The organism is Clostridium sp. Marseille-P3244, from assembly GCF_900120155.1.
GTDB lineage: Bacteria > Bacillota > Clostridia > Lachnospirales > Lachnospiraceae > Mediterraneibacter.
Genome location: NZ_LT635548.1, coordinates 66,525 through 89,372 on the forward strand (window position 1 = coordinate 66,525; position 22,848 = coordinate 89,372).

A 22,848-nucleotide genomic window follows, 5' to 3' on the forward strand; every position below is an offset into this window, starting at 1 on the left:
TTATCTCTGCACCGGAACGGTTCCATCCTGCGTATTTCTAGCAGTCCATGATCATGTCTTCCAGCGTACCGCCAGGCTGGATCATCGGATAAACCATTTCCTCCGGATCGATGATAAATTCGATCAGGGTCGGTGTCTTTGTGTTTTTCTTTGCTTCTTCAAAGGCGGATGCGATCTCCTCCTTCTTTGTCACCCGGATTCCTTTCGCTCCGTAACTTTCTGCCAGCTTTACAAAATCCGGTGTATACTCCGGCATCTTCTCGCCGTTGGTCCTGCGGCACAGGGCTCCCGAACGCATATTGGTCATGCTGTATCTCTTGCCGTAGAACAGTTTCTGCCACTGGCGTACCATTCCCAGATATTCATTATTAAACACACACAGGATCAGAGGAAGTTCCTCCAGGACAGCGGTCGCGAACTCCTGGATATTCATCTGCATGCCACCATCCCCGGACACAGCGATAACGGTTTTGTCCGGATTACCCAGTTTGGCTCCGATGGCTGCCGGGAATCCATACCCCATCGTTCCCAGTCCTCCTGACGTAACAAGCTGTTTCTTCTCAGTAATCTGCGCGTACTGTGTCACCAGCATCTGGTGCTGTCCCACGTCGGTGGTAATGATGGCGTCATCAAACTGGCGATTGATTTCCTCGATGATATCAAGAGGACTCAGCAAAGACCGTCCCTTCATCGTAAGAGGATGTTCTTCCTTCCAGTCCCGGATCTGCTGTATCCATTTCTTTGTCTCACATGGCTCCACATATTCATTCATCTTTGTCACTGCTTCCAGAGCGTCTGCCACAATCGGAACATGTACATGGATGTTTCTTGAAATAGATGCGGTATCAATGTCTATGTGTACAATCTGGGCCTTGGGCGCGAACGCGTGAAGCTTCCCTGTTATACGGTCATTAAACCGGGTGCCGATGGAGAACAGAAGATCGCAGTTGCTCACTGCCATATTCGCCGCATATGATCCGTGCATTCCCAGATTTCCTACAAAGAGCGGATGATCTGTGGGAATGGCCCCCCGCCCCATGATGGTCGTCACTACCGGCACATTTGTCTTGTTCACGACTTCTGTAAAAATCTGATTCGCACGGGCAATATTGACTCCGCCTCCGGCCAGGAACAGCGGACGCTTTGCTTTTTTCAGCATCTTCAGGGCGCGCTTCAGCTGTCCCATATGAACATTGGTGTTCGGCTTGTAGCCCCGGATATTTACGGTGTCCGGATAATCCGGACTTCCCAGTTCGCACATAACGTCCTTCGGCAGATCGATGAGCACCGGCCCCGGGCGTCCTGTCCGCGCAATATAAAATGCTTCTTTGATGATCCGGCCAAGATCCTCTCTGTTGCGCACAGTTACTCCATATTTTGTGATGCTGCGTGTGATGCCGACAATGTCCACTTCCTGAAAGGCATCATTTCCAATCAGATGTTTCGCCACCTGTCCGGTAAAACATACAAGAGGAACGCTGTCATAATTCGCCGTGGCAAGTCCTGTCACCAGATTCGTAGCCCCGGGGCCGCTGGTTACAAGGCATACGCCCACTTTTCCTGTTGTACGCGCGTAGGCGTCCGCTTCATGGACAAGCGCCTGCTCATGCCGCGGCAGTATGATCCGGATATCCTCCTGCCGGTAAAGTTCGTCACTGATATCGATCGTACATGCTCCCGGATATCCGAAAACTGTATCCACTCCTTCCTCCTTTAATGCCCTTACCAGTAATTTGTTTCCTGTGATCTGTCTCAATTTCCTTCCTCCTATCCTTTATGAAAGATTTTTCTGTCTTACTAAAAGAAAAACCCTGAGCATCTGTATGCCCAGGGCGAATATCATCCGTGTTACCACCTGAATTCAGAGAACTGTCTCTGCACTCTGCCGGCACAGGATCCGTCAGCTGATCCGATACCGCTTCCCTGTAACGGGGGAAAGACGTCAGAGCCTACTGGATACGCCCCTTTGTTCCGTCTCCGGGGATCCGCATCGTTGGGTCTGCTGCTCAAAGGCTACCTTCCACAATTTCCTCACGGAGATTCTCACCGGCCATCTCCTCTCTTTGCATCGGAAAACTGCGTACTCCTCCTTGTCACTGCATTTCATGTATACTTAGCGCTGTATTTCACCTGGATAATCTGAAATGTAAAAACAGCTTAAGATGTGAAATTTAAATACATTATAGTGTGTATTATTATTATTGTCAATCATGGATTCTTGATGTTTTTTATTCTGATCTTCATGCTTGTCTGCTCCTGTTTCTCAGCACACTCACCGCCGAATAAAGCAAAAGAGCCACAATATTTGTCATGACTACACTTGCCCCCGCCGGAGTCGCCCATACATAGGAAACAGAAATACCGATGATCAGGCATACAACAGAGATCACCGCGGAATGAAAGATCACACTCTTAAATGTACGGCATACCCGCATGGATGTGAGCGCCGGAAAGATGATCAGACTTGAGATCAACAGTGCGCCCATCATGCGCATTCCAAGCACGATCGTAACCGCTGTCAGGACAGCCGTCATAGTATTGTAAAATTCCGCTCTGACGCCTGTAGCCAGGGCAAACGTCTCGTCAAAAGTGATCGCGAATATCTTGTTATAAAATAAAAGAAACAGAAGCAGCACAACTACTGCAAGGATCACACTCAGCCACACATCACCGCTGCTCATGGCCAGGATGCTTCCAAACATATAGTTGTATACATCGGTATTCATCCCTGTGGTCATGGAAATTACCATCACTCCCACCGCCAGCGAACTGGTGGAGATCAGGGCAATGGCCGCGTCTCCTTTGATCCGGCTGTTTCCCTTGATCCGAAGCAGCAGCACTGCCGCAATGATCACCACCGGAATGGCCACCGCCAGGGGTGCCACATTCAGTGCGGCTGCCACTGCGAGCGCGCCGAACCCGACATGAGACAGCCCGTCACCGATCATGGAATATCGTTTTAATACCAGACTGACGCCAAGAAGAGCGGAACACAGCGCTACCAGGGCCCCCGCCACAAAAGCCCGCACCATAAACGGATAGGAAAACATTTCAATTATTGTGTCAATCATGTATTCCACCTCCTGTGGCCGATTCTCCTGAATTTCCAGGTAAAGGAGCACTGCCTAAAAACTTCCTCCCCGCACGGCTCTTCCGATACTCCTGTGCCGTCCCGAAGAAGAGCATTTTCTCCTGCAGATGCAGGATATGGCTGGCATCCTCCACTGCGCTCTCCACATCATGGGACACCATCACCACCGCGATTCCGGAGTCTCTGTTTACTTTCCGGATCAGCTCATAAAATTCACCGGCCGCGATCGGATCCAGCCCGGTCACAGGCTCATCCAGAAGCAGAAGACTTCTGGTGGCACACAGGGCCCGGGCAAGAAGAGCTCTTTGTTTCTGTCCGCCTGACAGATCCCGGAAACACTGTTTTTCAAGATCCCGGATATTCAGAAGTTCCATCTTATCTATGGCGTCTTTTTTGTCTTCGCTGCTGTAGAAGGGTTTCAATCCCCGTCTGTTCAGACGGCCGGAAAGCACGACTTCGTAGACGCTGGCCGGAAAATCCCTCTGGATATCTGTCTGCTGAGCCAGATACCCGATCTCGGTTTTCTTCAATCCGTCTCCATAGATGATCTGTCCCTTTTCTACGGATTTTAATCCAAGAAGGCTCTTGATCAGGGTGCTCTTTCCGGAGCCATTTTCTCCTACAATACACAGGTAATCACCGGATTCTATCGCAAAATCCACATCCCTTACCACTGTCTGGCCCTCATAACCGATGGAAACATTCTCACACTTTATAAGTGCCATCAGTTCAATACCTCCTTTAGTGTCTCTGCGTTTTTCCGCATCATGTCCAGATAAGTTTCCCCCTCCTGGAACTCCTGCGCTGACAGGTTATGGCAGCTGTAGAAAACCTTTACTTCTGTTCCCGACGCCTCTGCCACCGCATTTGCGATATCCGCGTTGCTTAACTCCATTTTCAGCACCGCAGGTACTTTTTCTTCTTTCACTTTCTCGATCAAGAATGCCATGGTTGCCGCGCTCGGCTCTGTGTCCCCTGCGCATCCCGGAAAGGCCGCGTAATAATCCAGTCCATACTCATCCGCAAAATAACGGAAGGGGAATCTGTCTCCAAAGATCAAAAGCTTTCTCTCACTGTTTTCCACAATATCCCGGAACTGTCCGTCCAGTGTCGACAATTCTTCCTGATATCCGGCAGCGTTTGTTTCATACCGTTCTCTGTTGGAGGGGTCTGCTTTGATAAGAATATCCTTGATATTTTCCACGATCATAGACGCGTTGACAGGGGAGGTCCACACATGTTCATCGATCTCATGGACGGAATGAGGCTCCTCATTTTCCTCCTCGTCGTGGGTGTGGCCGGCCGGGGATTTCATCCCCTCTACATGTTCTTCTTCCACTGTCTCCACACAATCGGTCATTTTCAGTGTATAACGCCCGTTATCAGGCACAGAACTTAAAATCTCCTCCACCCATACGTCATTTTCTCCGCCTGTGTAGATAAAGATATCGCTGTTTTGTATCGCGATAATATCCTGTGGCGTCGGCTCATATGAATGAGCCTCTTCTCCCGGTTTTAAGAGCATTCTCAGCTCCACGCTGTCTCCCGCGATCTCCCGTACAAAATCATAGGGCGGGAAGTTCGTCGTCACCACGCTGATCTTCCCGTCCTCTTCTTTTGTCTGTTTTTCCTCTTTTCCGGATATGCTGCATCCGCCGGATAAAGTGATAAAACACAGGGCGGCGGCTGCGCATGCTGTTCTGTATAACAGTGCTTTTTTCCGCATTCTCATCTATCTCCGCTTATATGTGGTAAAACAGAATGTAAGGTCAAAACAGGTCTGTTCCTCCCCTTCTTCCGTCATTTCCCACTCTTCCATCTCATCCAGATCGGGAAAGAACGTATCCGCCTCAAACGCCCGGTCAATCTTTGTCACATACACTGTATCGCAGTGGGGAAGCATCATACGGTAAATACTTTCCCCTCCGATCACATAAATATCGTCCGTATTATATTTCTTCAGTTCTTCCATAAGCTCTTCCTCGCTGTGCACGATCACAGCGTCTTTGACCTTATAATCTTTGTTTCCTGTCAGAACGATATTGATCCGGTTCTTTAAAGGGAGCCCTCCCGGAAAACTTTCCAGTGTCTTCCTTCCCATCACAACCACGTTCCCTGTGGTCGTCTCCCGGAAGAATTTCATATCAGAGGGAATACTGACGAGAAGTTTGTTCTTATTCCCGATTCCCCAGTTTGTGTCTGCTGAGAGTATTGCTTTCATAATAACAACTGCCTTTCTTAATAACTGTTCTTCTTAAATAACACAGGAACTATACGGCTACCGGTATATTGCGGATCTGCGGATGCGTCTCATAATTGTCCAGACGCACATCATCCGGCGTGAACTCATAAAAATCCGTGATCTCCGGATTTAGCCAGAATGAGGGCGCCGGAAGGGGTTCTCTTGCGATCAGCTCTTCGATCATCGGTATGTGCCGGTCATAGATATGCGCGTCCGCGATCACATGGACGAACTCGCCCGCCTTCATGCCGCACACCTGGGCCAGCATATAGATCAGTACCGCGTACTGACACACATTCCAGTTATTTGCCGTAAGCACATCCTGGGAACGCTGGTTCAGGATCCCGTTGAGAGTAAGTACATCACTGTCCGTTTCCTTCGTCACATTAAACGTCATGCTGTACGCACAGGGATACAGGTTCATCTCATGGAGGTCCTGATGCACGTAGATGTTCGTCATGATCCTCCTGCTGTACGGATTATTTTTCAGATCAAAGATCACACGGTCCGTCTGATCCATCATCCCTTCCTTATACTGGTGCTTTACCCCCATCTGGTAGCCATAGGCTTTGCCGATGGAACCTTTTTCATCTGCCCAGCTGTCCCAGATATGACTTTTCAGCTCATGGATGTTATTGGATTTCTTCTGCCAGATCCAGAGCATCTCGTCCACACAACTTTTAATGGCTGTCCTGCGAAGTGTCAGCGCCGGAAATTCCTTTGAAAGATCGTAGCGGTTCACTACACCGAATTTCTTGATCGTGTAGGCAGGAGTCCCATCCTCCCACACAGGCCGTACTTTCTCTCCCTCCGTACTTGTGCCGTTGTCAATGATATCCCTGCACATCTCAATAAACACCTTATCCGCGTAACTCATTCTTTTCTCCTTTACTGAATTTTCTGACGATTCTTTAAAAAGGGGTCAGGCCCCTTTTAAAAAGTACCTGTCCCCTTTTTTCAAAGTTTCCTGTTAATTCTTATGGATCAGCTATATTGTACAACAATTTCTCAAGATTTTTCCTTAAAGCGTGTATTTCTCTTCTTGTCATTCCCCGGGTCAGTTCCCGGTCCAGTTTCCTCCGGTCCGTCTCCATACGCTTCTGGATATCATAGGCCTTTTCGGTAAGATATATATTTTTTCTGCGTTTATCCTTTGTACTGGGAACGCACAGAATATAACCTTTCTCATCCAGACGTTTGAGGATTCCTGTTACGGTAGGATTTTTCAGATTAAGAGCTTTTTCCACATCCCTCTGACTTATCTCTTCTCTGCTGGTATGGAAAAGATAATCCAGGACAGCGCACTGTGAGGAAGTGATCCCGATATTTTTCAACCGCTCATTCAGATCCTTCTCGTACACATTATTGATCTGCTTTATCATAAATCCGATGGGCTGTTCTCTCTTCTCCATTCTGTACATCTCTCCTGTTCCGGAACCGTCGCTGCATCGTTTTTCTGAAAAATAGTTTTTGTTCTGCTCTTTTTTGTCCACACTGAAAATATTATACGAATTTTGCCATAGAGTGTCAACGCTTCCGTTTCCGGTATGACAAAAACAGCTGCTAAAATAATTACCCTCATCTCTCAGATAATTATTTTAACAGCTGTTCTCTGGAGAGCGACAGACGGGGTTCGAACCCGCGACCCCGACCTTGGCAAGGTCGTACTCTACCAACTGAGCCACTGTCGCATTTCTATGTTCCGGCAATCAGAACAATAGATACTATACTATATTAATTTTAAAATGTCAACAGTTTTTTTCAGGATTTTTCGGGTTTTCATTTTTCATGTGCACGGTAAGCTGATTGTATGGTATCTCAATACCTTCCGCGTCAAAATTGAGCTTGATCCCTTCCAGAAGCCTCCACCGGGTAGCCCAGTATTCCTCTGTCTTAACCCAGGCCCGAAGCCCGATCACTACGGAACTTTCACCAAGGGAATCCACAAATACTCTGATTTCTTCGTCCTGTTTAATAGAAGGGTCCTGATACAGCATATCTTCCACCAGCTTTTTTGCCTTTTTCAGGTCCGCGTCATAAGAGATACCTACCTTTAAGTCCAGTTTACGCTCTGGTCTGGCAGTCACATTTGTCAGGCTGTTATTGGTCAGGATACTGTTCGGGACGACCACTGTCTGATTGTCCACTGTAGCCAGTTTTGTATAGAATATCTGGATCTCCTTTACTGTACCCTCGACTCCTTCCTGGGGAACAACAATATAATCTCCCACCGCGAAAGGCTTCAGCAGAAGGATCAGGATGCCTCCCGCGAAATTAGACAGACTGCCCTGCAGCGCCAGGCCGATGGCCACTCCTGCGGAAGCGATCAACGCGGCTACAGACGAAGATTCTACGCCAAAATTCGTCGCGATCATGAAGATCAGCAGCGCATACAGTCCAAATTTCAGCATGGAATCCACAAACTGGCTGACTCCCGTGTCCGCGTTGCTCCGCTCAAATGACCTGCGTATGAGCTTGCGTATCCATTTGATCACTTTACTCCCGACAAAGAAAAAGACCAGCGCCAAAAGCACTTTTATCCCAAATGCCGCGATATCCGGCAGATGATCCTGAAAAAACTGTATGAACCGGTTCACTTCCCTGGTCGCGTCTGTAGTAACCTGTTCAGCGGATTCCAGAACATCTTCCAGCGATCCATCGGTTACATCGGCAGTTCCGGCAGTCGCCTTATAAAACATATTCCCTGCCAGCAGCACCATATACTTTGCCATCATAAGCTTAGTCTCCTCTTGTAAATCATCTTTCCTCATCCTGCCGCTTCAGCGCCAGGAACGCGCACAGGTTTCCTCTTTTATTCCCGGCAGCGCGATGGGAATAGAGGATCCTGCTGTTACAGTGGGTACACACATTTGTCACAGCGATATGCTCTGGACGGATCCCCGCCTCCAGAAAAATGATCTGGTTTGCCTTCCAGAGATCCAGCTGATATTTTCCGTCCGGCTTTCTGTAAAAAAGCTGTTCCCAGTATCGTTCTTCAAAAGCCTCCCGGAATCTGTCGATCACTTCTTCGCTTACCTCATAACAGTCCATGCACACAGACGGACCTACCGCCGCCAGGATATCCGACGGATCGCATCCGAACTTCTCATTCATAATCTCTATAGTATTACGGCCAATCTTCCCGACCGTTCCCCGCCATCCCGAATGGCTCAGTCCGATGACCTTTTTCACCGGATCCACAAAATACAGCGGTACACAGTCCGCATAGGAAGTCACCAGGCAAAGACCGGGGACATTTGTTATAAGGCCGTCTACATCTGTGTAATCCCTGTCACGCGTGATCCCTTTCCCCCGGTCTTTTTCTGTCACGACCCGTACATTGGTCGTATGCGTCTGCTTTGACAGGACCATGTCGTTACAGTCCACTCCCAGCGCGTTCCCGATACGCCGAAAATTTTCCTTCACTGCCTCCGGATCATCTCCCCGGTCAAAACTCAGATTCAAAGACGCGTAACATCCTCTGCTGGCCCCGCCCAAGCGGGTGGAAAATCCGTGGCGGACAATACCTGTCTCCCGGAGCAGAGGATACTCCAGATAAGGCGGATGTCCCTCTGTCCCGTCACAAATTTCGTCAAATATATGTTTTTTGTTTTTATAGTTCAGTCCCAGACTCATCTTATTATCTTCCCGCAGATCCCACCGCCGTCAGACGGTGCACCCATCCTTCAACCAGTAAATGCGTTTTTAATATATGTCACTTCCGTACCTTCTATCCCGATCACATCAAAACGGCAGGGCATCTCTTCCAGATGCCGCTGTGTCAGATACTGCATGGCACACCGGAAGATCGTCCTCTGTTTCCTGCAGTCCACAGCTTCAGCCGGACTTCCCGCCCTGGAATCTGACCGGTATTTGACTTCGCAGAATACAAGATAATCTCCGTCTTTCGCAATGATATCGATCTCTCCTGCTCTGCACCTGTAGTTATATTCCAGAATCTCAAATCCCAGCTGTTCCAGATAATATCCGGCAGCCCGTTCATAAGCCGCGCCAGTCTGCCTTTTATTTTTCCTCTCAGCCACTCATTCACCGCCCATAAAATTTTTGATGAAAGATTTCCTGTGGATGGGGGTTGGCCCCAGAGTCTGTATCGCCTCAATATGTTCCTTCGATCCATAACCCTTATGACGGGCAAATCCATAACCCGGCAGGATCCTGTCATACTCCGCCATCAGCCGGTCCCTTGTAACCTTGGCGATAATGCTGGCAGCCGCGATAGAAACACTCTTGGCGTCTCCTTTGATAATAGGAACCTGTCTGATCCCGATCCCGGGGATCGTAACCGCGTCATTTAAAAGGATATCCGGTGTTACCCCCAGTTTTGCAACGGCAGTCCTCATGGCTTCATATGTAGCCTGAAGAATATTAATCTGATCGATCCGGGCCGGCGAAGCCATGCCCACGCCAACAGCCAGCGCTTTTTCCATAATCTCATCGTAAAGAGCTTCCCGCTTTACCGGAGAAAGCTTTTTAGAATCGTTGAGATAAAGGATCTCACAGTCCTTCGGCAGTATGACCGCGCCGGCCACCACCGGCCCTGCGAGAGGCCCTCTTCCCGCCTCGTCGATCCCGCAGATCAGCCCGGAGTCTTCATACTTTTTCTCGTAGATCTTCATGCCATCGAGCCGCTTTCTTTCTGCCTGCAGCGCTTCTTCTTTTTTTCTGTATCTGTCGATCAGATTCCGTACTCCCTGACGGTCATCCTGCGCATACACCTGGTACAGCTTCTTTCGTTCTTCCACAGAGGCGTGTTCAAACTCTGTCTTTATCTGCGCGATACTTTTACTCATGTTTTATCACTCCAAAATCACTGAGGGGCCAGATCCTCACCCATGCCCTGCCCAGCAGTTCCTCTCTGTGGATCACTCCCACACTGACTGAACGGCTGTCCTGACTGTTGTTCCGGTTGTCCCCCAGCACAAAATACTCGTCTGCTCCCAGGGTAATCGGTTCTGCTGCCAGGCCGGCTTCTTTCATGACCTCATTTCCGTAATGCTCATCCAGCATCTGTCCGTTTATATACACGTAACCGTCTACGATCTGCACAGTTTCACCGGGAAGACCGATAATGCGTTTAATATAGTATGTATTCTCTTCGTAACGGTATGGAAAAACCACTATATCATACCGTTTCGGGTCCCGGAACCGGTATGATATCTTATCCACGATAAGCTGATCCCCGTCAGAGAGGGTCGTCTCCATAGAGAAGCCGCTTACCTGGGTCCTTTGTCCCACATACGTCACGATCAGATACGACGCCGCCACCACGGCCGCGATAAACACCAGCCAGCCTAAGAGTTCTCTTATGATGCCTTTCATTTTAAATCACTTCCTCGCTGTATTCAAGGCTTTTCCAGCGTAATCCGCCCCAGTCTTCCATCCCGGAAATCATCCAGAAGGATCGACGCCGCTTTCTCTGTGTCAAATTCATTTCCCCGTACCAGACAGTGCCTGCTTTCGGCAATATTTCTCAGACAGTCAAAAGCATCTTCTGTAGATGGGATGGAATACTTTTCTTCCAGCACACCCGGATATGCCCTGTTCAAAAACTTTATCAGCTCTGCCGCCAGCTCTTCTGTCTGAAGGATCTCATCCTTGATCGAACCAATAAAAGCCAGCTTCAGACCTACCTCCTGATCCTCAAATTTAGGCCAGAGGATTCCCGGTGTATCCAGAAGCTCCACACTTTTATTGAGCCGTATCCACTGTTTTCCCTTTGTCACTCCCGGCCGGTTTCCGGTTTTTGTACAGGCCTTCCCTGCCAGCGTATTGATAAAAGTAGATTTTCCTACATTTGGGATCCCCACTACCATGGCCCGCACCGGCCGGTTGAGTATCCCCCGTTTCCGGTCCCGCTCTGTCTTCTCACGGCATGCTTCCTGGATGACCGTCTGGATCGATCGGATTCCGGCTCCCCTTTTCGAATTTACCTTGACAGCAGAATATCCTTTTTTCTTAAAAAAATCAATCCACTCATCATTTGCGGCATCCTCTGCAAGATCTGCCTTGTTCAACAGAATGATCCTGGACTTGTTTCTTCCCAGCTCATCAATGTCCGGGTTTCTGCTGCCAAGCGGCACGCGAGCATCCACCAGCTCGATGATCAGATCGATCAGCTTTATATTTTCCTGCATCATCCTCCGGGCTTTTGTCATATGCCCCGGATACCACTGAAAATGCATTGTTCTCCTCCTTTTATCCCCGGAAACGGGATCATCCGATCCGGCCGAAATGCCCCCACGGAGAAACGATCAGCCAGGGAGTTCCATAGATGTCCTCTCTTTTTATATTTCCAATATCAGGATCACGGCTGTCATCACTTGCCCCGTGATTGTCCCCGATGACAAAATATTCATCCGCTCCCAGTTCCACGGGTTCTTCTGCCAGTCCGGCATATTCGATCTCCGAAACCTGTAGATCCCCCTCTGGCTCCTCCCCGTTGATCAGCAGGCTTCCTTCTACGATCTGGACCGTCTCTCCGGGAAGTCCGACAACACGTTTAATAGAATAATGACTGTCTTCCTCCTGTTGAAATACGACAATATCTCCCCGGGACGGACCTTTCACTTTATAGATCAGCCTGTTTACCAGGACCACATCTCCGTTCCGGAGTTCAGGGGCCATAGAGTCGCCCGCTGTGCTCACTCTCTGCCCGAAAGCCGCGACCAGCAGAACTGCCGCCATGCACACGATCAGTATTTCCACTGCCCATACGACCACTGCTCCAGGTTCTATCTTTCTTCTGCGGGGATGTTCGTCCGCAAAGTGAGGGCCTGCTTTCTTTTCTTCAAACCGCAGACCGCCCGGCCTGCGCTTCCGTCCATATGATCCCTTCTGTGTGTGTTTCCGCTTTTTTCGGAAATTAAGACCCTGCATATCTCCTCCGGATGTTCTGTCATATTGAAAAAGGGACAATATACAGTTCTGTAATTGTCCCTCTTACTGTTCTTACTGTTGCTATTTTACTAATTCTTTTACCTTCGCGGCCTTACCTACACGTTTTCTCAGGTAGTTCAGCTTCGCTCTTCTCACTTTACCTCTGCGGACAACCTCCACTTTCTCCACATGCGGAGAATGAAGCGGCCATGTCTTCTCAACCCCGATTCCGTTAGAAGTCTTTCTCACGGTGAAAGTCTCGCGGGCACCGCCGCCCTGCTTTTTCAGGACAGTGCCTTCAAATACCTGGATTCTTTCACGGTTACCCTCTTTGATCTTGGCATATACCTTCACTGTATCGCCGACATTGAACTGGGGTACATTTTCTTTTAACTGCTCAGCTTCGATCTTCTTAATGATCTCGTTCATTTTGTGTGACCTCCTTCATATTTGACGTTCTTAACACCACTTTGTGCCAGAGGACCATCGCTCTTCTTTTCACAACTGTTGTAGTTTATCATATTTCCGCAGGATTTTCAAGCCCTAAATCGCTTTTTCCCGTCTGTTCTTCCAGCCATTTTCGCTCCATGTCTGTCAGGCTGCACTTTTCCAGCAGATCCGGCCGTCTCTTAAATGTCCGGAGGATGGACTGCTCGCGGCGCCATTTTTCAATATTCGCGTGATGTCCGGACAGAAGCACTTCCGGCACTTTCCTGCCATGCCACTCTTCCGGTCTGGAGTACTGCGGATATTCTAAAAGATTATCCTGAAAAGATTCAAATTCCGCGGACACGTCATTGTGCAGCACGCCCGGAACAAGGCGGGAGATCGCGTCCACCATGACCATTGCCGGAAGTTCTCCTCCGGTGAGCACATAATCCCCGACAGACACATAATCCGTCACGATTTCTTCCAGAACCCGTTCATCGATTCCTTCATAATGACCGCAGAGCAGGATCAGGTCTTCTTCCATGGCCAGCTCTTCCGCCATTTTCTGATGGAACACATCACCCTGGGGAGACAGGTAGACAACCCGGGGACGGCCGCTTTCTTTCTTCGTGATCTTCTCTTCCACAGCTTTATAGGCGAGATAGACCGGTTCCGCCTGCATGAGCATCCCGGCTCCTCCGCCATAAGGATAGTCATCCACACTCTGGTGTTTGTTAAATGCGTAATCCCGGATATTTACTGCCTCAATAGACAGGATTCCCGCACTCACGGCCCGTCCGATGATGCTGGTATTCAATCCGTTCATGACCATCTCCGGAAACAGTGTCAGTATATGAAAATTCATTCCGTGTTCCTCCTTCACACGCAGCTGCCTCAGATCAGCCCGTCCAGTATGTGGATCTTCATCTGTTTTCTTTCCACATCCACATTCAGGATGCACTGCCTGATTGCCGGAACGAGTACCTCTCCGTGTATGTCTGAGTCTATAATATATACTTGGTTCGCGCCGGTCTCCATCACATCTTTGAGTACTCCGAATCTTCCCTCTTCCGTAAATACTTCCATACCGATCAGATCCGCGATGTAATACTCATCTGTATCCAGGGGCACTGCGTCCTCTCTGGGCACAAAAAGACTTTTGCCCTTATATTTCTCTATATCATTTATATTATCAATGCCTTTGAACTTCACGATCACGAACTGTTTAAAGAACTTTACTGACTGGATCTCCAGCTCGATGCGTTCTTCCCCCTGCCGTATCTTACCCGTGTCCAAAAACACTTTTTTCAATTTTTTAAAACGGGAAGGGTCATCCGTTGTGGGAAATACCTTCACTTCTCCCCGTATTCCGTGCGTGGAAGAGATCACTCCCACCTGCAGAAACTGTTCCATTCCTATCCTCTTTCCCGATCTTAAGTAATCTCTGTTTCTGATGAAAAAGAAAGGGGCAGATCCTCCGCTGTGGAAGGCTGTCCCTCTTTTTCACTACAGTTCAGACAATATCGACAACGACTCTCTTGTCCTCTTTTGCCGCGGCTGCTTTTACCACCGAGCGGATCGCTCTTGCGATACGGCCCTGTTTGCCGATGACCTTGCCCATGTCGCCGTCCGCGACGTGCAGTTCGAGCACGGTAGTCCTTCCTTCTTTTTTCTCATTTACAGATACTTCATCCGGATTGTCTACCAGAGCTTTTGCGATAACTTCAACTAATTCTTTCATTTACGCGCACCTCCGCGGAAATATCTTATTTCTCAATACCTGCTGCCTTGAAGATCTTTCCTACGACTTCTGTCGGCTGAGCTCCGTTGTTGAGCCATTTTTTTGCCGCTTCCTCGTCGACCTTGATCGCGCTCGGCTCCTGATTCGGATCATATGTTCCGATCTCCTCGATAAATCTTCCGTCTCTCGGGGACCTGGAGTCAGCTACTACGATTCTATAAAAAGGAGCCTTCTTCTGTCCCATTCTTCTCAATCTGATCTTTACTGCCATTTTCTTTCACCTCTGTTTTTATTATTTTTATTGTTTGTCTGCCGTCGGATCTGTCGCACATTTCCTTCAGCAGGATCTATGTGTCAAAAGGGAAGCCTGAACCTGCCCTTTTTGCCACCTCTTCCACCCATCATGCCCGGAAGTTTCTTCATCATCTTCCTGGACTCGTTGAACTGTTTTACCATCCGGTTTACCTCGGAGATATCCACACCGGCTCCTCTGGCGATCCTGTGCTTTCTGGAAGGATTCAGAAGTTCCGGATTTCTCCTTTCCTCCGGAGTCATAGAATGGATCATGGCCTCCATCCTTGCCATCCTTTTTTCATTTTCTTCTGTGTCAAGGTCCGGCATCTTGCCTTTTCCTCCAAGACCACCCAGGCCCGGCATCATGCTCATGATACTGGAAAGGCCGCCCATCTTGCGCATCTGTTTCATGCTCTCAAGATAATCATCAAAATCAAACTGAGCTTTTTTCACCTTGTCAGCCATCTTCATGGCCTGTTCCTCATCCAGCTCAGCTCCCGCTTTCTCGATCAGGGTCAGGACATCTCCCATCCCCAGGATCCGGGATGCCATCCGGTCCGGATAAAACTGTTCCAGATCCGAAAGCTTCTCTCCCATTCCCACATAGAGAATCGGTCTTCCGGTCACAGCCTTAATGGACAGGGCAGCTCCTCCTCTGGTATCTCCATCCAGTTTGGTGACGATAACGCCGTCGATGCCGATCTTTTCATTAAATGTCCCGGCTACATTCACCGCGTCCTGTCCCGTCATGGCATCCACTACGAGGATCGTCTGATGGACTTCCACCGCTTCTTTGATCTCCTGGAGTTCTGCCATCATATCTTCATCAATATGAAGACGCCCTGCTGTATCCAGGATCACGATATTATTGCTGTTTTTCACAGCATGTTGGAGAGCGGCTTTCGCAATATCCGCCGGACGGTTCTTGTCTCCCATGGAAAACACTTCCACACCCTGCTTCTCTCCGTTGATCTGCAGCTGTCTGATGGCCGCGGGACGGTAAACGTCGCAGGCCACGAGCAGAGGTTTCTTCCCTTTTAATTTAAATTTCCCCGCCAGTTTCGCGGCCGTGGTAGTCTTTCCGGCTCCCTGCAGACCTGCCATCATAATGACGGTCATCGCGCTGCCGGGCTGCAGTTTTATCTCAGTGGTCTCGGACCCCATCAGCTTCACAAGTTCTTCATTTACGATCTTGATAACCATCTGTCCCGGATTCAGACCGTTCATCACATCCTGCCCCACGGCCCGCTCCTGGACATCCCTGATAAATCCTTTGACGACCCTGAAATTGACATCCGCCTCAAGGAGCGCCATCTTGACCTCCTTTAACGCGGCTTTCACATCATCTTCCGTAAGCCTTCCTTTGCTTCGCAGGTTTCGGAACACATTCTGAAGTTTTTCGGTTAAGCTGTCAAATGCCATTTATGTGACTCCTCTATAACTCTTCTATGATCCCGGCTGAAATAGTCCGTATCTGTTTCACGATCTCCTCCGGGTCCTCTTTTTTCTCTTCCCACTGTTCCAGTATCCGGTCGATCTTCCCGACCTTTTCTTTAATCGAGAGGAACCTCTCCACCAGGCGAAGTTTTTCTTCATATTCCTCAAGAGCCTTCTGGCACCGTCTGACAAGATCATGAACTCCCTGCCTGCTGATGCCGGCTCCCTCCGCGATCTCGCTGAGCGAAAGGTCATCAAGGACAAACTGTTCATAGATCTCTTTCTGATGGGGAGTGAGTAGTTCTCCGTAAAAATCGTATAATAAAGTCTGCTCTAAAATCTTATTCATTGCTGTTCCCTTTATCATGCTGCTGCCTTAGCTATCATACAGGAAAGAAAATGTGATGTCAAGTATTTTTTCTTTACATCTGTGCATTGTCATACTTTCAGCAGGCGTTCTACATTCAACATTCCCCATCCGGATTCCGTTCCCGGGTTTTTCACACAGGAATTCCTGAGACTTAATTTTACTTCTACATTGGTCATATCCGGATATTTTGACAAAAGACACGCGATCGCTCCTGAGACAACCGGAGTAGCCATGGACGTGCCTGTTTTCATTGTATAAGGATGTTCTCCCGGCCGGCCATACCGTCCATTGCAGCTGATGATCCCCGTCCCCGGCGCAAATACATCCGGTTTTATGACACAGTCACCGGTAGGCCCCCGTCCGGAATAGTTTACTCTTCTTTTTCTCCTGGAAACGACAGGAAGTTCGGTATCCGGTACTCCCACAGTGATCACTTTACGGCTGTTGCCCGGCACTGCTACGGTCCCCTCTTCCGGCCCGTAATTCCCCGCGGATACAACAACCACAATCCCACTGTCCCAGAGGTCCTCCACCGCGCCGAGAAAACGTTGTTTCTGGCAGGCAGCAAGATCTGGCTGAGTACCGACAGAAATATTTACGATCCGGATATCGTGCTCGCTTTTTACCTGTAAGACCCAGTCGATCCCCCTTAGAACATTCTCCACATTTCCGTTCCCTTCGTGATCCAGAACTTTTCCTACCAGAAGCTCTGCCTCAGGTGCCATCCCCCCATAGAGACCGGACGACATTTCCCCGCTGCCACACAAGATCCCCGCCACATGAGTCCCATGCCCGCTGTCATCATAATAGTTTGCTGAATTTCCGACAAAATCACGGAAACCCCTGATCCTGCCCCTCAGATCCGGATGTCCGCTTATCCCGGTATCCAGAACCGCCGCACAGATCCCCTTTCCCAGATAGTTTCCACTCATTATATCTTTACACCAATATCCGACTGACTGTTTTACCCATCTCATAAATAAATACCTTTTTTTATCAGAATATTCCCGGATGACGATTTCCGTCAGTATCTTAAATACATAAGCAGAACACTTTTTTCTCCGCTGCATAATATAAAACTGTAAATAATAACCCAACTGGAGGATTTAACATGAGTGATTTAACTGCTACAAACTGTGGATGTGGATGCGACAATGGAAATGGAATGTCTTCCTGCCTGTGGATCATCCTGCTTCTCTGCTGCTGCGGCGGATGCGGCGGCAACGGCTTTAGCGGAAACGGATTCGGCAATGACAGCTGCCTGTGGATCATCCTGCTTCTTTGCTGCTGCGGCGGTTTTGGCGGCAATGGCTGCGGATGCTGATTCAAAATCAGAAACAATTCTGACAGCTTAAACAAACGGTGCCTGACCCCTTTTAAAAGGGGTCAGGCACCGTTCACACTTTCTTCATACTTTTCTTATTCTTTTTCGGACATCTCATCATCCGCAGCCACTTCTGTAATCGACTTTACCAGACCCGCGATCTCCTGGATCTTGGAGGGAACAATAATTTTCGTCGCCCTGCCGTCAGCCGCTTTTTCAAAAGCTTCCAGACTTTTGAGGGTCAGCACCGCATTGTCTGCGCCGGCTTCTTTCAGGAATCTCAGGCCGTCAGCGGTAGCCTGCTGAACTTTCAGGATCGCCTCAGCTTCACCTTCCGCCTCCCGTATCATTTTTTCCTTTTCGGCTTCCGCCCGCAGGATAGCTGCCTGTTTCTCAGCTTCCGCCTCCAGGATCACGGACTCTTTCTGCCCCTCTGCCACAAGGACAGTGGACTTCTTTTCTCCTTCCGCGCGCAGGATGGCCTCACGTCTCTCGCGCTCTGCTTTCATCTGTTTTTCCATGGCATCACGGATCGCTGTCGGCGGGATAATATTTTTCAGCTCCACCCGGTTTACCTTGATCCCCCACGGGTCCGTGGCAAGATCCAGCTCTGCCCTCATCTTGGTATTGATCGTCTCACGGGAAGTAAGCGTCTGATCCAGCTCCAGGTCTCCTATGATATTCCTGAGCGTGGTGGCTGTCAGATTTTCAATGGCAATAATCGGATTTGCCACACCGTAACAGAACAGCTTGGGGTCTGTGATCTGATAAAATACAACGGTATCAATCTGCATCGTCACATTATCTTCCGTGATCACGGGCTGGGGAGGGAAGTCCACCACCTGCTCCTTCAGATCGATCCTTCTCGCCACCCGGTCGATAATGGGCAATTTAAAATGAAGGCCTGTATTCCATGTTGTCAGATACGCTCCCAGACGTTCTACCACAACAGCCTGCGCCTGATGTACGATCTTTACACAGGAAATCAAAACAAGCACGACGATCACGATCAGAATAAGAAATAATATTCCTCCGATACTGATAAAACTAAACATTCCGTTCATTTTTTCCCTCCTTTACCTTTTCTACTATAAGTTTCACCCCGGAAACAGCCACCACCACCGCAGTGTCACCCTTTTCCAGGATCTCTGTATCTTCCTTCGCGCGTACGGTCCATTCCTGCCCGTCCACGATACTTTTCCCTGTCTGACTTAAATTATCCACTCTTTCCGTAATTCGTATGATCTTTCCGATCTCACTTTCATAGTTGGTCCTGAGCCGCTTCCGGTTCAGATGCTTGACTGCCCATGGACGGGTAAAGATAAGCAGCAGAAGGGATACTGCCAGAAAAATGATGATCTGCCATACCAGATCCACACCAAGCAGATTTGCGGCCATGGCCGCAAGCGCTCCGCCCGCAAACCAGATTGTAGTCAATCCTACTGTAAATATTTCAATCACCAGCAGAATGATAAAAATCCCCAGCCAGATCAGACTCAGTGCTGATGTCGACAAGATCGCCGCCTCTATCACCATATAGATACCTCCCCAGAATTTTATCCGTCAATATCCCGCCGGATAATTATCATAATTAATTTCATAGTATTCCGCGCTGGGCTCCAGCATTACGGTTCCGCCTTCCACTTCGATCTGTGTTCCGGCCGGAAAAACCACATTTCTTACACCGTTTTCTTCATAACGTTCACCGTCGGCCTCATATGTGTTGATTTCCGGATAAAAATAATCCGTATTCTCACTGGGATAAGATACCGTCACATAGAGGAACAGATCCTCTTCATTTTCCGGACAGATATTGTACATTCCCTCTGAGAATGCCTCTCCGGCCACATAACTCCCCTCTTCAAGAATAATTGTCTCCTGATTGGGATTCTCCGTTATCTCCCGGACTAACGGCTGGGCATTGGAAGTGGAGATCCGTATAACGACCCCGCCGTCCACAGTCAGCCGCGCGCCGTTATACATCCGTACATCATCCTTCTGCGTCACCTCACCATACTCTTCCTCCTCCCCGAAGGAATCATATTCGAAAATAATATTGTCGTAATCATCCAGCATTACGCCGCCGCTCCCGCCCCACAATTCGATCCGGTAAGTCCCTTCCGGTATATGTACGCCAATCTGATAAACGCCGCTTCCGATCAACGTCTCATAGGAGCTTCCTGTATCTGGAATCTCCCGGGTCACATACGCATATGGGTCATCTTCCGAAACATACGAATAATTTTCTGATAAACTGTAGGATTCTCCCTGCCCGTCAAAAATCCCTTCCAGAACTGTCCCGGCTCCCTGTAACAAAGCCGGGATCAACCCTGCCAGCATAACGAATAAAATCACGGTCACTGTAATCCCTGTGATTCTCTTCTTGCCTTGCAGGGATCTCTTTCGCAGCGCTCCGGTTCCTGTATGCACGGCAGAACCGGAAGTTGTCCCCGATTTTTTGGACGCAACGGTGCGGGTCCCCACAGAAACGTTTGTCCGGCCCGCCGCTTTAGATGAAATATCTTTTTGTCTTCTGTAGAGTTCCCGCTCTTCCCGGTCATAGATAGAATTATCGAGCCCGCACAGTTCGCATCTGTTTTGTTTCAGTTTCCCTCCGCATAATCTGCATTTTGCTGCCATTTTCTCACTGCCTCTTTACAAAAATCCTCCCATTAAATTGAACTTATGCACTTATCATATCACACACCTGATAAATTTGTAAATCAGTCATGCCTCCTGGAGGCTCTGTTTTTCCTGATATAAACTGTGGTCAGCAGCAGAACACACGCACTCACACATGCGGTTCCCCACCAGGGCCCTTGCAGAGAGTCTCCGGTCTTCGCCGCGGCCGACGCGATTTCGGCAGGCTGCCATGTAACGGCAAAAGGAGAAAACCCACTTTCCGGCACATGAAATTTCAGTCCGGCGGGGGTCGCCTCTGCATCTAGAATCTCTATCCTGCTGTCTGCGATCAGCTCATTGATCTCTTCACCCGGCCGGAAACCATATTCTCTGTGCAGCCCTTTATAATGAAGGATCAGAAATGCGGTCTTGTCTGCTGTCTCATAGGATGTCCCCTCCGGATAAGGATAGTAGACATCCACTCCCTTGGAAGAGCTGACCCATACATTTCCATCATGCTCGTTAATCAAATCCAGATATCGATATTCATAATTTCTTTCCTCTAATGAATATCCTGAGTCCGCAAGAAAATCTTCTGCCCGCTCTGTAAGCTGTTCGATCCGGCTCTCCACATCTGTCCCAAGAGAGAGAATATCATCACAGAGCAGAGCGATCTGCCCTTCTCCATCTTCTTCAGTCAGTCCCGTAACGGCCCATTTCCCATTGGTGCGCAGCATAGTATCTCCAGAAATTACTCCCACTGCCATACCCTTAGGCAAAACGACCTCTTCTTCTGCCATGTCTTTTCGTACAGGCACGGCAATATCCTTCTGCCCCTCCAGGATCCCTTCCGGATCCGAGACATAGCGTACTGTAAGAGTGCCCGGTTCATACTCTACATTGTATGTCACTTTGTCAGACACCGCGGTCAGGTGCCCTTCTTCTTTGATTCCGATCGTATAGATACCGGCTGTTCTGTCATCCTCGCTGGGCGTCACCGGTATCTCTTCGGAACTATGATAAAATACTTCTTCCAGTTCCTGGATCAGAACGCCATCCCCCTCTTCGATCCGAAAAGGGGCTGCTCCGTCTATATAAAATATCAGGTCCGACAGATCCACGTTATCCGGAGTTCCTACGAAATAGCGGGCCGTCGGAAAACTGTCCCCGCTCATTGAGTTTCCTCCTGTATATGCCGTCAGATCCATCGCCCTGATCCTCACTGTATTTCCGTCTCCGTAGTCCTGCACAGTAAATGTCCAGTCTATAGATGCCTTGGCGTCCATCAGTTCATTTCCGGCCTCTTTGGAAATTTTCAATGTAACTTCCAGTTCTTTTTCTCCCGGACTTTCGAATGTAAACAGCTTTACTCCCTCCGCCGTTTCGTCCGTGTCCCCCAGAGCTCCCTCAGATATAAGACTGCCGTCCGCGCGCACTTCCATCGTCACATTCTGAAAAATCCCGGGGAGTTCTTCCGTGTCTTTTCCCGGAGTCAGATAGACATCCACCGGCCCCTCCGTATTCTCGACTCTCACCGCAATATTCTGTACTGTACTGTCCCCAGGCATCATCTCTTTAAACTCCGGAAACAGATCTGTATCTTCTGTATTTTCAAATCTAAATTCCCTGGTCTGGCCATCATAGATCACCACGGGCTGTTCTGCCGCAAAAGCAGATAAATTTCCCCCGAAAATCAGAAGCAGTCCCGCGCAGAGCAGAGCAGAACCATATTTTCTCATATTCATCATCCGTTCCCACCTCCTGTATCCTCTGTATGGACCGTAAGCACCCCACCGTCATCTACTCCGGTCACAGCGCTGTCCCATGCCTCAAGGACTGCCTGCGCAGGTTCTGCCTGGATCGCCTGCGCCGCAATATCCACGACAAGGTATTTTCCTTCCTCCCTGTGGCCTGCCGCATTCTGTTCCACACAGCTCTGGATCAGTTCTGCCGTATCCGTGTTTTCTTCTACCGGTGTTGTGTGATAATAATATCCGTCGGCTCCCTTTATCCAACCTCCGGCCCCCGGATTTGTACCCAGATTCCAGAGAATCTTATAATCCACGTTTTCCTCCGGCGTTCCCCACAGTATGTTCTGATCTTCATCTTTCCAGTATATCGTTACAGTGGCACGGATATATGCAGAGGTCGTCCCTGTATTCTTGATCGACACACCCTCCTTAATTCCGGAAGCACTGTCAAATACATCTTCCTCCACCTCTGCCGAGACCTCAGCGATCCCAAAATGGTTTGTCAGCCTGGACTGACCGGAGAGGTAAGCCAGGGTTATACCGGCCGTCCCGGCACAGATCACCGCCAGGACCGTAATAAGGATATATATGTGATTTTTCTTTTTCCCTCTGTGCCTTCTCCGGCGTCTGCCTGATGTCATGCCTTTTCC

Annotated in this window: 28 protein-coding genes, 1 tRNA gene and 1 other annotated feature; of the genes, 1 reads left to right on the plus strand and 28 read right to left on the minus strand. The window is 49.1% G+C overall.

Going from position 1 to position 22,848, the window contains the following annotated elements; genetic code table 11:
- Positions 1 to 37: 37 nt before the first annotated feature.
- The 23 genes from ilvB to BQ7367_RS00375 form a co-directional block, all read right to left on the minus strand.
- Entirely contained in the window at positions 38 to 1,756 is a 1,719-nt protein-coding gene (ilvB, locus tag BQ7367_RS00270) for a biosynthetic-type acetolactate synthase large subunit (RefSeq protein WP_072523643.1), read from the minus strand.
- A 69-nt stretch (positions 1,757 to 1,825) separates the two neighbouring features.
- Positions 1,826 to 2,106, minus strand: a binding site (T-box leader).
- Between the two features lie 134 nt (positions 2,107 to 2,240).
- Positions 2,241 to 3,071, minus strand: a complete 831-nt coding sequence (locus BQ7367_RS00275) for a metal ABC transporter permease (protein ID WP_072523644.1) — start codon at positions 3,069 to 3,071, stop codon at positions 2,241 to 2,243.
- Complete coding sequence (locus BQ7367_RS00280; protein WP_072523645.1) at positions 3,064 to 3,816, minus strand: metal ABC transporter ATP-binding protein; 753 nt, start codon at positions 3,814 to 3,816, stop codon at positions 3,064 to 3,066. The genes BQ7367_RS00275 and BQ7367_RS00280 overlap by 8 nt, the downstream gene beginning before the upstream one ends.
- Positions 3,816 to 4,817 carry a metal ABC transporter substrate-binding protein gene (locus BQ7367_RS00285; RefSeq protein WP_072523646.1) on the minus strand — a complete coding sequence of 334 codons (1,002 nt, stop codon included), beginning with the start codon at positions 4,815 to 4,817 and terminating at the stop codon, positions 3,816 to 3,818. Before BQ7367_RS00285 ends, BQ7367_RS00280 begins: the two co-directional genes overlap by 1 nt.
- A gap of 6 nt (positions 4,818 to 4,823) precedes the next feature.
- Positions 4,824 to 5,312 carry a dihydrofolate reductase gene (locus BQ7367_RS00290; RefSeq protein WP_072523647.1) on the minus strand — a complete coding sequence of 163 codons (489 nt, stop codon included), beginning with the start codon at positions 5,310 to 5,312 and terminating at the stop codon, positions 4,824 to 4,826.
- 49 nt (positions 5,313 to 5,361) lie between these two features.
- A complete protein-coding gene (thyA, locus tag BQ7367_RS00295) occupies positions 5,362 to 6,210 on the minus strand; it encodes a thymidylate synthase (protein WP_072523648.1) in 849 nt (282 codons plus the stop codon).
- Between the two features lie 100 nt (positions 6,211 to 6,310).
- Positions 6,311 to 6,745 carry a MarR family winged helix-turn-helix transcriptional regulator gene (locus BQ7367_RS00300; protein ID WP_072523649.1) on the minus strand — a complete coding sequence of 145 codons (435 nt, stop codon included), beginning with the start codon at positions 6,743 to 6,745 and terminating at the stop codon, positions 6,311 to 6,313.
- Positions 6,746 to 6,951: 206 nt separating this feature from the next.
- Positions 6,952 to 7,024 (minus strand) — tRNA-Gly (locus tag BQ7367_RS00305).
- A gap of 57 nt (positions 7,025 to 7,081) precedes the next feature.
- Positions 7,082 to 8,068 carry a mechanosensitive ion channel family protein gene (locus BQ7367_RS00310; protein ID WP_072523650.1) on the minus strand — a complete coding sequence of 329 codons (987 nt, stop codon included), beginning with the start codon at positions 8,066 to 8,068 and terminating at the stop codon, positions 7,082 to 7,084.
- Positions 8,069 to 8,090: 22 nt separating this feature from the next.
- Positions 8,091 to 8,969, minus strand: a complete 879-nt coding sequence (gene pgeF / locus BQ7367_RS00315; protein WP_072523651.1) for a peptidoglycan editing factor PgeF — start codon at positions 8,967 to 8,969, stop codon at positions 8,091 to 8,093.
- Positions 8,970 to 9,019: 50 nt separating this feature from the next.
- Positions 9,020 to 9,376: a YraN family protein gene (locus tag BQ7367_RS14200; RefSeq protein WP_083588829.1), complete on the minus strand. Its 357-nt coding sequence runs from the start codon at positions 9,374 to 9,376 to the stop codon at positions 9,020 to 9,022.
- A complete protein-coding gene (locus BQ7367_RS00320; protein ID WP_083588830.1) occupies positions 9,377 to 10,144 on the minus strand; it encodes a ribonuclease HII in 768 nt (255 codons plus the stop codon).
- Entirely contained in the window at positions 10,137 to 10,673 is a 537-nt protein-coding gene (gene lepB, locus BQ7367_RS00325; protein ID WP_072523652.1) for a signal peptidase I, read from the minus strand. The genes BQ7367_RS00320 and lepB (BQ7367_RS00325) overlap by 8 nt, the downstream gene beginning before the upstream one ends.
- A gap of 23 nt (positions 10,674 to 10,696) precedes the next feature.
- Positions 10,697 to 11,536: a ribosome biogenesis GTPase YlqF gene (ylqF, locus tag BQ7367_RS00330; RefSeq protein ID WP_072523653.1), complete on the minus strand. Its 840-nt coding sequence runs from the start codon at positions 11,534 to 11,536 to the stop codon at positions 10,697 to 10,699.
- 31 nt (positions 11,537 to 11,567) lie between these two features.
- The gene (gene lepB, locus BQ7367_RS00335) at positions 11,568 to 12,230 is read right to left on the minus strand and encodes a signal peptidase I (protein ID WP_072523654.1); all 663 of its coding nucleotides are present in this window, start codon (positions 12,228 to 12,230) and stop codon (positions 11,568 to 11,570) included.
- Between the two features lie 81 nt (positions 12,231 to 12,311).
- Complete coding sequence (gene rplS, locus BQ7367_RS00340) at positions 12,312 to 12,659, minus strand: 50S ribosomal protein L19 (protein ID WP_072523655.1); 348 nt, start codon at positions 12,657 to 12,659, stop codon at positions 12,312 to 12,314.
- A gap of 88 nt (positions 12,660 to 12,747) precedes the next feature.
- Positions 12,748 to 13,524, minus strand: coding sequence for a tRNA (guanosine(37)-N1)-methyltransferase TrmD (gene trmD, locus BQ7367_RS00345; protein ID WP_072523656.1), 777 nt, complete (start codon positions 13,522 to 13,524; stop codon positions 12,748 to 12,750).
- Between the two features lie 29 nt (positions 13,525 to 13,553).
- Positions 13,554 to 14,072: a ribosome maturation factor RimM gene (gene rimM / locus BQ7367_RS00350; protein ID WP_072523657.1), complete on the minus strand. Its 519-nt coding sequence runs from the start codon at positions 14,070 to 14,072 to the stop codon at positions 13,554 to 13,556.
- 100 nt (positions 14,073 to 14,172) lie between these two features.
- Complete coding sequence (locus BQ7367_RS00355; protein WP_072523658.1) at positions 14,173 to 14,400, minus strand: KH domain-containing protein; 228 nt, start codon at positions 14,398 to 14,400, stop codon at positions 14,173 to 14,175.
- 25 nt (positions 14,401 to 14,425) lie between these two features.
- A complete protein-coding gene (rpsP, locus tag BQ7367_RS00360; protein ID WP_072523659.1) occupies positions 14,426 to 14,671 on the minus strand; it encodes a 30S ribosomal protein S16 in 246 nt (81 codons plus the stop codon).
- Positions 14,672 to 14,754: 83 nt separating this feature from the next.
- Complete coding sequence (gene ffh, locus BQ7367_RS00365; RefSeq protein ID WP_072523660.1) at positions 14,755 to 16,116, minus strand: signal recognition particle protein; 1,362 nt, start codon at positions 16,114 to 16,116, stop codon at positions 14,755 to 14,757.
- Between the two features lie 13 nt (positions 16,117 to 16,129).
- Positions 16,130 to 16,480 carry a YlxM family DNA-binding protein gene (gene ylxM, locus BQ7367_RS00370; RefSeq protein ID WP_072523881.1) on the minus strand — a complete coding sequence of 117 codons (351 nt, stop codon included), beginning with the start codon at positions 16,478 to 16,480 and terminating at the stop codon, positions 16,130 to 16,132.
- A gap of 89 nt (positions 16,481 to 16,569) precedes the next feature.
- On the minus strand, positions 16,570 to 17,478 hold the full coding sequence (locus tag BQ7367_RS00375; RefSeq protein WP_072523882.1) for a S8 family peptidase: 909 nt from the start codon (positions 17,476 to 17,478) through the stop codon (positions 16,570 to 16,572).
- Positions 17,479 to 17,612: 134 nt separating this feature from the next.
- Here BQ7367_RS00375 and BQ7367_RS00380 point away from each other — a divergent pair, with 134 nt between their 5' ends.
- Complete coding sequence (locus BQ7367_RS00380) at positions 17,613 to 17,825, plus strand: chorion class high-cysteine HCB protein 13 (RefSeq protein ID WP_072523661.1); 213 nt, start codon at positions 17,613 to 17,615, stop codon at positions 17,823 to 17,825.
- Between the two features lie 95 nt (positions 17,826 to 17,920).
- On the opposite strand, the gene BQ7367_RS00385 is transcribed toward BQ7367_RS00380, so the two are convergent.
- The 5 genes from BQ7367_RS00385 to BQ7367_RS00405 form a co-directional block, all read right to left on the minus strand.
- Positions 17,921 to 18,880 carry an SPFH domain-containing protein gene (locus BQ7367_RS00385; protein WP_072523883.1) on the minus strand — a complete coding sequence of 320 codons (960 nt, stop codon included), beginning with the start codon at positions 18,878 to 18,880 and terminating at the stop codon, positions 17,921 to 17,923.
- The gene (locus tag BQ7367_RS00390) at positions 18,873 to 19,361 is read right to left on the minus strand and encodes an NfeD family protein (RefSeq protein WP_072523662.1); all 489 of its coding nucleotides are present in this window, start codon (positions 19,359 to 19,361) and stop codon (positions 18,873 to 18,875) included. Before BQ7367_RS00390 ends, BQ7367_RS00385 begins: the two co-directional genes overlap by 8 nt.
- Before the next feature lie 27 nt (positions 19,362 to 19,388).
- A complete protein-coding gene (locus BQ7367_RS00395) occupies positions 19,389 to 20,465 on the minus strand; it encodes a hypothetical protein (RefSeq protein ID WP_072523663.1) in 1,077 nt (358 codons plus the stop codon).
- Between the two features lie 83 nt (positions 20,466 to 20,548).
- On the minus strand, positions 20,549 to 22,195 hold the full coding sequence (locus BQ7367_RS00400) for a hypothetical protein (protein ID WP_072523664.1): 1,647 nt from the start codon (positions 22,193 to 22,195) through the stop codon (positions 20,549 to 20,551).
- Positions 22,192 to 22,839, minus strand: a complete 648-nt coding sequence (locus BQ7367_RS00405; RefSeq protein WP_072523665.1) for a hypothetical protein — start codon at positions 22,837 to 22,839, stop codon at positions 22,192 to 22,194. The genes BQ7367_RS00400 and BQ7367_RS00405 overlap by 4 nt, the downstream gene beginning before the upstream one ends.
- Positions 22,840 to 22,848: the final 9 nt, after the last annotated feature.